The sequence below is a fragment of the Streptomyces sp. NPDC050806 genome, from assembly GCF_055586425.1.
Genome location: NZ_JBVJIF010000001.1, coordinates 449,847 through 461,725 on the forward strand (window position 1 = coordinate 449,847; position 11,879 = coordinate 461,725).

At 73.1% G+C, this 11,879-nt stretch carries 14 protein-coding genes; 11 read left to right on the forward strand and 3 right to left on the reverse strand.

Going from position 1 to position 11,879, the window contains the following annotated elements; all coding sequences use genetic code 11:
- Positions 1–118 precede the first annotated feature (118 nt).
- The 3 genes from ACZ6WH_RS02035 to ACZ6WH_RS02045 are packed head-to-tail and all read left to right on the forward strand — an operon-like array spanning position 119 to position 3,065.
- Positions 119–1,195 carry a FecCD family ABC transporter permease gene (locus tag ACZ6WH_RS02035; protein ID WP_469725274.1) on the forward strand — a complete coding sequence of 359 codons (1,077 nt, stop codon included), beginning with the start codon at positions 119–121 and terminating at the stop codon, positions 1,193–1,195.
- A complete protein-coding gene (locus ACZ6WH_RS02040) occupies positions 1,192–2,241 on the forward strand; it encodes a FecCD family ABC transporter permease (protein WP_469725275.1) in 1,050 nt (349 codons plus the stop codon). The genes ACZ6WH_RS02035 and ACZ6WH_RS02040 overlap by 4 nt, the downstream gene beginning before the upstream one ends.
- A gap of 8 nt (positions 2,242–2,249) precedes the next feature.
- A complete protein-coding gene (locus ACZ6WH_RS02045) occupies positions 2,250–3,065 on the forward strand; it encodes an ABC transporter ATP-binding protein (protein WP_469725276.1) in 816 nt (271 codons plus the stop codon).
- Here ACZ6WH_RS02045 and ACZ6WH_RS02050 read toward each other — a convergent pair.
- Entirely contained in the window at positions 3,048–3,710 is a 663-nt protein-coding gene (locus ACZ6WH_RS02050) for a TetR/AcrR family transcriptional regulator (protein WP_469725278.1), read from the reverse strand. The two genes, ACZ6WH_RS02045 and ACZ6WH_RS02050, sit on opposite strands and share 18 nt — an antisense overlap.
- A gap of 609 nt (positions 3,711–4,319) precedes the next feature.
- Here ACZ6WH_RS02050 and ACZ6WH_RS02055 point away from each other — a divergent pair.
- The 5 genes from ACZ6WH_RS02055 to ACZ6WH_RS02075 are packed head-to-tail and all read left to right on the forward strand — an operon-like array spanning position 4,320 to position 8,421.
- Complete coding sequence (locus ACZ6WH_RS02055; protein WP_469725279.1) at positions 4,320–5,192, forward strand: STAS domain-containing protein; 873 nt, start codon at positions 4,320–4,322, stop codon at positions 5,190–5,192.
- Positions 5,189–5,599 carry an STAS domain-containing protein gene (locus ACZ6WH_RS02060; RefSeq protein ID WP_469725280.1) on the forward strand — a complete coding sequence of 137 codons (411 nt, stop codon included), beginning with the start codon at positions 5,189–5,191 and terminating at the stop codon, positions 5,597–5,599. The genes ACZ6WH_RS02055 and ACZ6WH_RS02060 overlap by 4 nt, the downstream gene beginning before the upstream one ends.
- A 22-nt stretch (positions 5,600–5,621) precedes the next feature.
- The gene (locus ACZ6WH_RS02065) at positions 5,622–6,065 is read left to right on the forward strand and encodes an ATP-binding protein (RefSeq protein ID WP_432864017.1); all 444 of its coding nucleotides are present in this window, start codon (positions 5,622–5,624) and stop codon (positions 6,063–6,065) included.
- Entirely contained in the window at positions 6,062–7,078 is a 1,017-nt protein-coding gene (locus tag ACZ6WH_RS02070) for an ATP-binding protein (RefSeq protein ID WP_469725282.1), read from the forward strand. The genes ACZ6WH_RS02065 and ACZ6WH_RS02070 overlap by 4 nt, the downstream gene beginning before the upstream one ends.
- Entirely contained in the window at positions 7,075–8,421 is a 1,347-nt protein-coding gene (locus tag ACZ6WH_RS02075) for a PP2C family protein-serine/threonine phosphatase (protein WP_469725284.1), read from the forward strand. Before ACZ6WH_RS02070 ends, ACZ6WH_RS02075 begins: the two co-directional genes overlap by 4 nt.
- A 56-nt stretch (positions 8,422–8,477) precedes the next feature.
- Here the strand turns inward: ACZ6WH_RS02075 and ACZ6WH_RS02080 are convergent, their stop codons facing one another.
- The gene (locus tag ACZ6WH_RS02080; protein WP_361551983.1) at positions 8,478–8,867 is read right to left on the reverse strand and encodes an STAS domain-containing protein; all 390 of its coding nucleotides are present in this window, start codon (positions 8,865–8,867) and stop codon (positions 8,478–8,480) included.
- 376 nt (positions 8,868–9,243) lie between these two features.
- On the opposite strand from ACZ6WH_RS02080, the gene ACZ6WH_RS02085 reads away from it, so the two are divergent.
- Positions 9,244–9,618, forward strand: a complete 375-nt coding sequence (locus tag ACZ6WH_RS02085) for an ATP-binding protein (protein ID WP_361551980.1) — start codon at positions 9,244–9,246, stop codon at positions 9,616–9,618.
- A gap of 99 nt (positions 9,619–9,717) precedes the next feature.
- Positions 9,718–10,038: an L-rhamnose mutarotase gene (locus tag ACZ6WH_RS02090; RefSeq protein WP_469725286.1), complete on the forward strand. Its 321-nt coding sequence runs from the start codon at positions 9,718–9,720 to the stop codon at positions 10,036–10,038.
- A 28-nt stretch (positions 10,039–10,066) separates the two neighbouring features.
- Here the strand turns inward: ACZ6WH_RS02090 and ACZ6WH_RS02095 are convergent, their stop codons facing one another.
- The gene (locus ACZ6WH_RS02095) at positions 10,067–10,690 is read right to left on the reverse strand and encodes a CGNR zinc finger domain-containing protein (protein ID WP_469725287.1); all 624 of its coding nucleotides are present in this window, start codon (positions 10,688–10,690) and stop codon (positions 10,067–10,069) included.
- A 144-nt stretch (positions 10,691–10,834) separates the two neighbouring features.
- On the opposite strand from ACZ6WH_RS02095, the gene ACZ6WH_RS02100 reads away from it, so the two are divergent.
- The gene (locus ACZ6WH_RS02100) at positions 10,835–11,821 is read left to right on the forward strand and encodes an alpha/beta fold hydrolase (protein WP_432850347.1); all 987 of its coding nucleotides are present in this window, start codon (positions 10,835–10,837) and stop codon (positions 11,819–11,821) included.
- Positions 11,822–11,879 lie beyond the last annotated feature (58 nt).

Sequence of the window (11,879 nt, forward strand, 5' to 3'; positions counted from 1 at the left end):
TGCCGGGGCGTTGAACGGTGGCCGGGGCGTGACGCAGTGCGCATTGCGGGCATGCGTGAGCCTTCCGAGCCGTCGACTGACGGAACGAAACTTAGGTTAGGCTAACCATATGTGGAGAATGCAAGAAGCCCGGGGGGAGACCACGGGCCGCCGCTTCGGCCGGCGCCCACGGCCCGAAGCCGGCCCCGTGGCGTGGGCCGCCCTCGGACTCGTCGTCCTCTTCCTCGGGCTCGCCCTGCTCTCTCTCCTCATCGGGACGGGCAACAGCTCGCCCGCCCGCGCCTGGGACTACCTCCTCGGCGACGCCACGGCCCGCGCCGACGCCCAACTCCGCCTGGCGCTCCTGGGCGTGCGCCTGCCGCGCACCCTCGCCGCCGTCCTGGTCGGCGTCTGCCTGGGCGCTTCCGGCTGCCTGCTCCAGGCAGCGACCCGTAACCCGCTCGCGGAGACCGGCCTGCTCGGCGTCAACTCCGGCGCCGCCTTCGCCGTCGTCCTCGGCCTCACCTTCTTCGGGGCCACCTCGCCGGCCGCGCTGCTGGCCTGGGCACTCGTCGGCGGCATGGCCGCCAGCGCCGTCGTCCTCCTGCTCGCCGCGTCCGGCCGCGCCGCCGGCTCCCCGCTGCGGCTCGTCCTGGCCGGATCGGCGCTGGGCGCCACCTTCCACGGCCTCACCGCCTACGTCCTGCTCGGCACTCGATCGACCTTCGACACGTACCGGTACTGGACGATCGGCTCCCTCGCCGGAGTGCAGGTCTCCGACCTGCTGCCGCTCCTGCCCCTGGCCGCCGTCGGCCTGCTCGCCGCGCTGGGCTGCGCCCGGCCGCTGTCCGCACTGGGCCTCGGCGACGACAGTGCCCGCTCGCTCGGCCACCACCCGGGCCGGATCCGCCTGGTGGTGGCCGGCGCGGTGTCGCTGCTCGTCGGGTGTGCGGTCGCCGTCGCCGGGCCCATCGCCTTCCTCGGACTGCTCGCTCCGTACGCGGCGCGCGCCGTCGCAGGTGCCCGGATGACCGCGACACTCGTCCTGTCCGCGCTGGTCGCGGCCGATGTCATGCTCCTCGCCGACATCCTCGCGCGCGTCGTCATCCGGCCCTGGGAGACCCCGGTCAGCGTGCTGCTCGCCTTCGTCGGCGGGCCGCTGCTCATCTGGATCGCCCGCTCCGCCCGGCTGTCCACCGCGGGAGCCTCGGCATGACCGGGGTGACCCCGCCGGACAGCGTCGTGCTGCGCACCGGCACCCTCTCGTGGCTCCTGCCCCGCCGCAGCGCACTGGCCGCGGCGCTCCTCGTACCCCTCGTCGCGGTCCTCGGCTGTCTCGGCGTGCTGGCGAGTTCGACCGGTATGAGCCTGCCGCAGACCGTCTCCGGGCTACTGGGCACGGGCGACCCGGGCACCGTGATGATCGTCCAGGACTTCCGGCTGCCGCGCGTCCTCGTCGGGCTGCTGGTCGGCGCGGCGCTCGGCGTCGCCGGCTGCCTGACCCAGACCTTGGCCGGCAACCGGCTGGCCACCCCCGACCTCATCGGTGTCAACGAGGGGGCGACCGCTGCGGTCGTCGCCTCCGTCGCCGGATCCGCGACCGGCATGGTGGGGGACTGGTGGCTCGGCCCCCTGGGTGCCGTGGCCGCCGCCGCGGTCGTGGTGGCGTGCGCGGGCGGTGCGGGCGCGGCCGGCTACCGCGTACTCGTGGTCGGCATCGGCGTCTCCACGTTCATCGGCGCCGTGAGCGACCTCATCATGTCCCGGGAGAACGACAACACCGCGGGCGGCGTGTTCCTGTGGGCCGTCGGCAGCCTGAACGGCCGTGACGGCGGCGTCGGCGTACCGCTCTCGATCGCCCTGCTCTTCCTCCTCCCGCTCGCCCTGGCGGCCGGCCACCGGCTGCAACTCCTGCGCTTCGACGACGACATGGCGGCTTCCCTGGGCGTCGACCTGCGGCGGGTACGGGCGGCCGCGCTCGCCGTCGCCGTCGCCCTGGCGGGCCTCGCCGTGGGGGTCGGCGGCCCCATCGCCTTCGTCGCCCTGGCGGCCCCCGTCCTCGCGCAGCGACCGGCCGGCCCCACCCGCGTACCGATCACCGGGTCCGCCCTGGCCGGAGCGGCGCTCATCGCCGCCGCCGACGCGCTGGGGCGCGTCATCGCCCCTGTCGAGCTTCCCGTCGGCGTCGTCACCAGCGTCCTCGGCGGACCGTTCCTTCTTTGGGTCCTCTTCCGTTCGGAACGGGCCACCGGAAAGGCGTGAACACCCCCATGACCGACCCCCTGACCGCAGCGGTGCCGGGCCTCGAAGTCCGGTCCCTGCACTCCGGTTACCCCGGCCGCCCCGTCGTCCGGGACGTCGGCCTCACCGTCCCCGCCGGTCGGGTCGCCGCCGTCGTCGGCCCCAACGGCTGCGGAAAGTCCACCCTGCTGCGCACCGTCGCCCGGCTGCACCGGCCCGAGTCCGGCACCGTGCTGGCCGGCGGGGAGGACGTCTGGCGACTCGGCCAACGGCAGGCCGCCCACCGGGTCGCCCTGCTGCCCCAGTCGCCGCGTGCCCCCGAGGCCGTCACCGTGGCCGGGCTGGTCCGCTACGGCCGCCACCCGCACCAGGGACTGCTGCGGCAGTGGTCGCGGGCGGACGAGGACGCCGTACGCGAGGCACTGGCGGCCACCGGCACCACCGAACTGGCCGCCGAACGCCTCGACCGGCTCTCCGGCGGGCAGCGCCAGCGCTGCTGGCTGGCGATGGTCCTCGCCCAGCACACCCCCGTCATCCTGCTCGACGAGCCCACCAGCGCCCTCGACCCGGGCCACGCCGTCGACGTACTGGAACTCGTCCGCGAGGTCGCCGCGGCGGGACGCACCGTCGTCATGGTCCAGCACGACCTGGCCGCCGCCGCCCGCTACGCCGACACGCTCATCGCCATGAAGGGCGGGCGCGTCGTCGCGCAGGGCGCGCCCCGCGACATCGTCGACGAGGCACTGATCAAGGAGGTCTACGGCCTGGAAGCGGACATCCTGTCGGCCCCCGGCGACGCCTCGCCGGTCGTCGTCCCGCGCGCCCGCTCAGGAGCGGCCGTGTGACGTGCCCGGTGTGACGGGTGCCAGCCAGATGCCGGTGATCGCGTCGATGAGCCCGCTCGCGTACTCGGGCCAAGTGGAGGCGGTGGTCTGGGTGTTGCCGGCGAGGGCGCGTTCCCGCTCGGCGAGCATGTGCATCAGCAGGTGCCGGGCCATTTCGCCGCGCTCGATCCGTACCGGCAGCGGCAGATCCGGCAGACAGCGGTTGAGACCGTCGAGCGTCTGCTGGACCGGCGGCCCGAACGTCTCGTCGATCATGATCTCGCGCAGCACCGGGTCGGTCATCACCTGGGTGGCGAACCGCGCGAACCACGTGGGGCTGTCCAGCTCGGCCAGGTGATCGGTGCTGGGGCGGACGAGGCACGCCACCCAGTCGCGTACGTCCTCGGAGTCGCCGGTCTCGGCCAGCATGGCCTGCCGCAGTTCGTCGATCCGCCGGGCGTGCTTGCGGACGATCGCCCGCAGCAGGTCGTTCTTGGTGCCGAAGTGGTAGCCGACGGCGGCGTTGTTGCCCTGCCCCGCGGCCTCGCTGACCTGGCGGTTGGAGACCGCGAACACACCGTGCTCGGCGAACATCCGCTCCGCGACGGTGAGGATCGTCTCCCTGGTGCCCTCGGCCCGCCCGGACCGGGTCGTCCTGCCGGCCATCATGCTTCCCTTCGCTTCCCGACGTCTCGGCTCAGTGAACGCGCCCGGTCGAGCTGAGTCAAACGACTGAAGGGAACCGCCGGCGGCCCCGACGTCGAGGGGGCGGGCGGGGCACCCCGCGCGGTCGCGCGCCGGGCACCAGGTGGAAAAGGGCGCGACGGGTGCCTTCCGGACGTGCCCGGGGGAGTGGCCCAGACGCCCGGGCCCCGTCGGATCGGGTGCCTGGTCCGGCGCATACGGCAAGCCGGCCACCCAGGAGGGCTGGGGCCGCACTGAAGGGCGAGTGATCACCTGGACCGGTGGGAGCGGCGGAGGCCGCTGTCCACGGGGGCCGGGAGATCGCCGTCGTACGGCCCGCTCCGGGCAACCGGCTCAACGCCACGGAAAATGTGCCGGAAATCAGAGGTGAGAAAGTCGATTCCCGGGGTACTGGGGTGCGGCTGCCCGGACTTGGCCGACGGCGGGGCAGCGCCGGTGGATCTTTGCGTGCTTGACTCCGCTCGGTAAGATTTGCCGGGCCGAAGAAGCTCGGGAAACGTGGCTTCCGGTCGCAGCCGACCATTGCCGGGGGCCACCCGGAATCGCCGTTGACCTGGAAGGACCGTGGTTTTGAGTTCCACCGAGAGCGGCGCGCGTGAGCTCGTCGCCGGTGCGCTGGAGGCAGAGGCCGACGACATCGCCGACCGCTGGGTGCAGTTGCAGCTGGCGCGGACCGAGCAGGTCACCGACCTGAGCGAGGGCACACTGCGCGAGGAGGCCGACGGGCTGGTCGGCGCCGTCCTCGGCGGCCTGCAGAGCGACGTACCCGTGGAGCGGGCGGTCGCCACCCACCAGGACCTGCGCCGCGCGGTGTCCGAGTTCTCCATGCGCAGGGCCCGCAAGGGCGCGGCGCCGATCGCGACGTCCATGGCGGTGCTCACCCTCAAGGAAGCGCTGCTGGAGGCGGTGCAGCGGCGGACGCACGACGGCGACGAGCTGTTCGCCGCCGCCCTGCTGGTCAACCAGCTGCTGGACAGCGCCGGGGCGCTCTGCTTCGACACGTACGTCGAGGGCCGCGAGGAGATCATCCGGCGGCAGAGCCGGCAGCTGCTGGAGGTCTCCACTCCGGTGGTGCGCCTGTGGCGCCAGGTGCTCGCCGTCCCCCTGATCGGCACCTTGGACACCGCCCGCACCCAAGTGGTCATGGAGAACCTCCTCCAGGCGATCCAGGAGCACGAGGCGCGGGTCGCCATCATCGACATCACCGGCGTCCCCACGGTGGACACCGCGGTCGCGCAGCACCTGATGCATACGGTCAACGCCGTACGGCTGATGGGCGCCGACTGCGTGATCAGCGGCATCCGCCCGCCCATCGCGCAGACCATCGCCCAGCTGGGCATCGACCTGTCGACCATCCTCACCCGTGCCACGCTCGCCGACGCGCTGTCCGCGGCCATCGAACTCAGGGACACGCCCGCGACGGCCACCCTGACGGAGCGATGACCGTGCCCGCATCGACCGGAGTGCCGATCCTCCGCCTCGGCGACGTCCTGGTGACGGGGCTGCTCAACGAGCTCGACGACAAGACGGCCGTCGCCTTCGCCGACGAGCTGACCGAGCGGATCACGTCCGACGCCGCCCGCGGCGTACTGATCGACATCTCCCGTCTGGAGATCATCGACTCCTACGTGGCGCGGATGCTCATGGAACTGACCACGATGTCCCGGCTGCTCGGCGCGCGGGTCATAGTGGCCGGCATGCAGCCCCCCGTCGCCATCACCCTGGTCGAGCTCGGCCTCCAGCTGACCGGTGTGGAGACCGCGCTCAACGCCGAACAGGGCCTGACCGCCCTGGGCTGGCACCGAAGTCCCCAGGCACCCGAGGGAGTCTCGCGTGACGCCCATAGGTGAACTGCACGCGGACGTCGCCGACTTGACCGGCGCCGGACCGCAAGAGGCGGTCACCGGCGGCCGGGAGGCGCCGTCGGTGTACCCCGTCGAGAGCGAGGAGGACCTGCTGGCCGTACGGCACGCCGTGCGGGCGGCCACCATCCGTGCCGGTTTCGGCATCGTGGACCAGACCCGGGTGGTCACGGCCGCCAGCGAACTGGCCCGCAACGCCTACATCCACGGCGGGGGCGGCACCCTCACCATCGAGCACCCGGCCCGCGCCGACGAGGCGGGGCTGCGCCTGGTCGTACGGGACAAGGGGCCCGGCATCGCCGACCTGGCGACCGCCCTCACCGACGGCTACACCACGGGCGCCGGGCTGGGGCACGGACTGGGCGGCGCGCGGCGGCTGATGGACGAGTTCGAGGTGGACACTACGGAAGGCCGTGGCACGACCGTTGTGGCCACACGGTGGGCGAGCCGTTGACCGACCCTTCCGTCCCGCCCACCCTCGCCGTCCGCATCGATCATTACAGCGCGGTTCACGTCGCGGCCCGGACCGCCCGGCAGCTCGCCGAGCGGTCCGGGCTGCCCGGCGCGCTGCCCGACCAGGCCGCGGTCATCGCGTCCGAGCTGGGCAGCAACCTCGCCAAGCACGCCACGGACGGCGTCCTCTACCTCCAGCAGCTGCCCACGGGCGGCGGCCTGGAGGTGCTCGCCGCCGACCGCGGCCCCGGCATGCCCGAGCTGGAGCGCTGCCTCTCGGACGGCTTCAGCACCACCGGCACCCTCGGCGCCGGCCTGGGCGCGGTGCGCCGGATAGCGTCCCACTTCAGCATCCGCAGCGGCTCCGCCGAGGGCACGCTGGCCTGCGCCCGGCTCTGCGCACCGGATCAGCTCCCGGCATGCGACGACGGGGTGGGCGCGGTGTGTCTCCCCGCCGACGGTGAGCAGGACAGCGGCGACGCCTGCACGGTCATCGACACCGGCGACGTCCGTACCGCGATGGTCGTCGACGGCCTGGGCCACGGTGCGCTCGCGGCCGAGGCCGCGCAGACGGCGCTGCGGGCCTTCCGCCGGGTACCGGACGCGCCGCTGCCGGACGTGCTCACCACCGTCCACCGGGCCCTGCGGCGCACCCGCGGGGCCGCGGTGGGACTGCTGCGCCTGCACGAGGAGCGCGGCGAGTACTGCGGCGTCGGCAACATCCGGGCCCTGGCGGTCGGCCCGGAGGGTGTCCACCACCGGCTCACGGGCCGTCCCGGCATCGCCGGCCTGCAACTGCCCACCGGCGGCCGGGTCGGCGACATCCCGCTGGGCCCGGCCACGATCGCGGTACTGCACACGGACGGCATCAACCACCGCTGGAGCCGGACGCCCCCGCGCTTCACCCTCAGGCTGCCGCCGGCGCTGCTGGCCGCCTCCCTCGCACACGGACACCGGATCACCCGCGACGACGCGACCGTACTGGCCGCCACTCCCCGACAGAGAATGCCGTGACCCCGCAGACCTTTCACACGCTGCCGGCGCTCCGCGGTGCGGTGCGCCGCCTCGGCGACGCCCACCGGCTGCCCATCGAGACCCGGGCCCGGCTGGTCCTCGCCATATCGGCGGTCGCGCAGCAGGAGTTCCAGGCGGGCGGCTACACCGTGCTGGAGACGCTGCCCGCACGGCAGAGCGGCGAGCCGAGTCCGCTGACCGTCATCCTGCGCGCCCCGCTCAAGCGCTGTCTGCTGCCCACCTCGGGTCTGCCGCTGCCCGCGCAGGCCACCACCGACGGCGCCGCGGTCTGGCGCGTCACGCCCGGCACGCCGCCCGGCTCCGGCGGGCTCGGCGACGTGCCCGCCGAAGGGCTCGGCCAAGAGGGCGGCGCGCTGTCGATGGTCGTCGACGGGCGGCAGGCCGTGGAGGCGGACGGGGACCGGGCCGCGCGGCAGGACGGGGCGGGGCAGCCGCCGGCTCCCTCGGCCGAGGTCGCCGCGCTGGAGGAGGAGCTGCGCACCGCCCTCGCGCACGTGGACGCCGTCAACGCCGAGCACCAGCGCCTCAAGCACGAACTCGCCGAGACCAACAGCGGCGTGCTCGCGCTCTACGTCCAGCTCGAGGAGCGCGACGAGCAGCTGCGCAACGCGCACGGCAAGATGCTGCGCGAGCTGGAGGACGCCCTGCGGCCGTCTCCCATCGCCGTCGACGGCCTGGAGCTGGCGGTGCACTACGCGCCGGCCGAGGCGGCAGCGCCGACCGGCGGCGACTTCTACGACTGGTTCGTGCTGCCCGACGGAACCGTGCACATCACCGTCGTGGACGCCCTCGGGCACGGCGTACGCAGCACCAAGAGCGCGCTCAATGTCACCCATGCCGTCCGCACGCTGGCCCTCGAAGGCCATCCGCTGCATTTCATCGTCGAACGGGTCAACGAAGTCCTCGCGCCCTTCGACCCCGACCTGATGGCGACGGTCCTGCTGGCCAGGATCGACCCGGCGACCGGCCGCCTCCAGCTGGCCAACGGGAGCCACCCGCCCGCCCTCGTGCTGCGCGCGGACGGCACGGGGGAGTACCAGGAGGCGCGCGGGCGGGGCATCGGCTTCCCCGCACCCGGCAGCGATACGGTGCTGGACACCCGCCTCGTGGCCGGCGATCTCCTCATGCTCTACACCGACGGCCTGACCGAGAGCCGCCGCGACCCGCTGGAGGGCGAACGCCGGCTCATCGACAGCGCCCGGAACCACCGGCACCTGCCGATCGACGAGATCCCCGGTGCCATCGCCGAGGACATGCACCGCGTCATACTGCACTCCGACGACACCCTCGCCCTGGCCGTACGGGTCGTCCAGCCGGGCTGAGCGGGCGCTGCGCGGAACGGTGAAGCCCCCGGGGCACCGGGGGCTTCACCGTCCCGCTACGCCTGCGGAGCGGCCGGGGCGGTGTCGATGGCGGCCAGGGCGTCCGCCACGGTCGCGTAGACCGGGCTGGTGGCGCTCAGCCCCGTCAGGTCCAGGAGCCGGCTCACGGCGGGCGTCACGGCCGCGACGTAGAGGTTGCCGGACACCTGCCGCGCCTCCCGGGTCGCGCGCAGCAGGACGTTCAGCCCCATGGAGTCCATGAAGTCCAGGGCGGCCAGGTCCAGTACAAGGTGCTTGCGGCCGTGGTGGAGCTGGTTGACCAGATGGTGGTGGAGCAGGGTCGCCGAGTCGAGGTCCAGCTCACCGCCGACGGTGACGACGGCGGTGTCGGAGCTCCGGACCTCGACCTCGACCTCGACGTTCAGTGCTTCGTTGTCGGTGGACACGAGCGCGGTACCTCCTGTGGGGGTGGCCGGCCCGGGTGCCGGCCGGTCGGCTCGGCCGGGTACGCGGGCGCGGGTGTGCTGACGGTTCCCACTCACGTACTGCCCCGAATGGGGGACTTAAACATTCGTCACCCCGAGAAGAATTCGGCGCCCCACCGGCCGCACGACCTGCGGAAGGGGCCGTGCCCGAGGCACGTGCCACGGCCCTCGTCCGGACGGGCCGGTGTGAGAGCTGCCACGGCGGGCACCAGCACCTCCGAACATGGCGACGCGGAACGGCACAGTGCGGGACGGAACCCGTACCATGCGACAAGTGTGCGCATGCTTCCGCCGCGCCCACAGCGGGATACCGGTGCGTACCGGAGGAACGAGCGGGATGATCACGAGTTCGCAGGAGGCCGACGTCTCCCAGGCCAGGCGCGCCACAGCCGCCTTCCTGTCGGAGCAATGTCCATGGGTGGACCGGGATGCGGTGGTGCTCGTGGTGTCAGAGCTGATCGCCAACGCCGAACGGCACGCCTCGGGCTGGTGGCGGCTGAACGTCTCGGTGCAGGAGGGCTTCCTGGTGGTGGAGCTCCACGACGCGAGCGCGGCGGCACCCGTCGCCCGCCAGGGCGACCTGGGCGGCGCGGGCGGCCACGGCTGGCACATCGTCCAGCGGCTGGCCACCGACGTGGAGGTCGTGGACCTGCCGGGCGGCAAGTCGGTACGCGCCCGCTGGCAGCAGTCCGCGAACGCCCTCTGCGCCTGACGGCCGGGAGCGGCGTACCGGGGCGTTGACGTCGCGGACCGTGCTCGGCTACGTTCGGGACCTCCTGTGTGAAACCTTTCAAACGGTCGGACGGTTCCCGTGCAGCGTGTCTGCTTCCTGCTGAAAGTCCGTCCCGAGCGGCTCGACGAATACCGTCGGCGCCACGCCGAGGTGTGGCCGGACATGCTGGCAGCCCTCTCCGTTGCTGGCTGGCACAACTACTCGCTCTTCCTTCGCGAGGACGGCCTGCTCGTGGGCTATCTGGAGACCCATGACTTCGCCGCCGCGCAGGAGGCCATGGCCGCCACGGACGTCAACGCCCGGTGGCAGGCAGAGATGGCACCCTTCTTCGAGACGCTGGACGGCGTGCGGCCGGACGAGGCCATGCGCCCGCTGACCGAGGTGTTCCACCTTGACTGACGGGCCGCCCCGCACGTCCGCGGCAGTCTCAGCCGCCCGGCGCGTCCGTACTGTCCTGTGCGCTTTCCCGCTCCCGGCGGCGCTGCCGGGAGGCGCGCAGATTGGCGGCGTTGCCGCAGCCGCGCGTGGAGTGCCAGACCCCGCTGTTGTTGCGCGAGCGGTCGTAGAACGCGCCGCCGCACTTCTCGTTGCGGCAGATCTTCAGCCGCTGCCAGGTCCCGGTGGCCTGTGCCAGCAGGGCCTCGCCCAGTACCGCTGAGGTCAGCCAGCGCCAGCCCTCGCCCTCGGGCTCGGCGGTCAGCGCCGCGTCCCCGTGCAGGCTGACCCGGACCGGACACGAGGTGAAGCGCACGGCGTCGGCGTCCGCCGCCGCCCCCTGCCGGGCGGTCAGCGCTCGCCGCAGCTGTTCGCGCAGCCGCCGCAGCTCCGGCAGATCCGCTTCGGTGAGCGTCAGCCGCACCCGACCGCGCCCGGTGCCCTCGGCCCAGGAGCGCAGCGCCGTCGCTGCCCACTCCTGCGCGGACGCCACCTCCGCCAGCAGGTCGGGCTGACGTGGTCGTCCGCCGGACGCGGTGTTCAGCAGATCCTGGACGAGACCGAGGCCGCCGGGCACGGCAGTGGGGTAGTAGCGCTCGGTGGCCGGCCAGTTCATGCGCCCATGGTACGCGCCCGGCCACCGTCGGCCGGTCTTCGACGGGAGGGGATGACAGGGAGCTATGACATGAGCGTAAGCTTTTGCTCATGTCGTCCGGGGTAGTCCCGGACCGCACTGTCCACACCCACGTCAGGAGGACATGTGACTGCCGGGATCGAGCACCGCTTCGTCGAGGTCAACGGGGTCAAGCTGCACATCGCGGAGCAGGGCCGGGGACCTCTGGTCGTCCTGCTGCACGGCTTTCCGGAGAGCTGGTACTCCTGGCGCCACCAGTTCGGACCGCTGGTCGAGGCCGGGTACCGGGTCGTCGCGCCCGACCAGCGGGGGTACGCCCGCAGTGAGCAGCCCGCCGACGCCGACGCGTACAGCCTGCTGCACCTCACCGGCGATGTGATCGCCCTGATCCACGCGCTGGGCGAGGAGCGGGCCGTGGTCGTCGGGCACGACTGGGGCGCGCCGGTCGCCTGGACCGCGGCCCTGCTCCGCCCGGACGTCGTACGGGCCGTCGCCGGGCTCAGCGTGCCGCCGGTGCTGCCCGCCGGGATGGCGCCGCCCTCCGTCAGCCGGAAGCAGTACGGCGACCGCTACTACCAGGTCTACTTCCAGCAGCCGGGCGTCGCGGACGCCGAGCTGGCCCGGGACCTGCCCTCGACCTTCCGCCGGATGCTGTTCAACGGCTCGGGCGACAACCCCGCCAACGAAAGGCCGCGCCCCTGGGTCGTCCCCGAGGGCACCCCGCTGCTCGGTACGGGCCCGGACCCCGAACTGCCGTCCTGGCTCACCCCGGAGGACATCGACACCTTCGCCCGCGACTACGCGAACCATGGCGACCGTGCCTTCACCGGCCCCCTCAACTGGTACCGCAACATCGAGCGGAACAACGAACTCCTCGCGGTGTTCCGCGGCCGCGGCATCGACGTACCGGCGCTGTACGTCACCGGCGACCGCGACATGGTCACCTCCCTGCACGGCATCGACCGGATCGTCGACTCCCTCGACAAGGTCGCGCCGAAGCTGCACCGCAAGGTGACGCTCCCCGGCTGCGGCCACTGGACCCAGCAGGAGCGCCCCGCCGAGGTCAACGCGGAGCTGCTGGACTTCCTCGGCCACCTGCCGAAGGAGGACTGACCCGCACGCCTGCGTCAACGGGGCCGTACCGCGCGACAGTTCGCGCGGCACGGCCCTC

Bases quoted from the DNA above. Each gene is read 5' to 3' on its own strand.
- ACZ6WH_RS02045 (WP_469725276.1), top strand. From the start codon at position 2,250: ATGACCGACCCCCTGACCGCAGCGGTGCCGGGCCTCGAAGTCCGGTCC.
- ACZ6WH_RS02040 (WP_469725275.1), top strand. From the start codon at position 1,192: ATGACCGGGGTGACCCCGCCGGACAGCGTCGTGCTGCGCACCGGCACC.
- ACZ6WH_RS02085 (WP_361551980.1), top strand. From the start codon at position 9,244: ATGATCACGAGTTCGCAGGAGGCCGACGTCTCCCAGGCCAGGCGCGCC.
- ACZ6WH_RS02060 (WP_469725280.1), top strand. From the start codon at position 5,189: ATGACCGTGCCCGCATCGACCGGAGTGCCGATCCTCCGCCTCGGCGAC.
- ACZ6WH_RS02095 (WP_469725287.1), bottom strand. From the start codon at position 10,690: ATGAACTGGCCGGCCACCGAGCGCTACTACCCCACTGCCGTGCCCGGC.
- ACZ6WH_RS02050 (WP_469725278.1), bottom strand. From the start codon at position 3,710: ATGGCCGGCAGGACGACCCGGTCCGGGCGGGCCGAGGGCACCAGGGAG.
- ACZ6WH_RS02035 (WP_469725274.1), top strand. From the start codon at position 119: ATGCAAGAAGCCCGGGGGGAGACCACGGGCCGCCGCTTCGGCCGGCGC.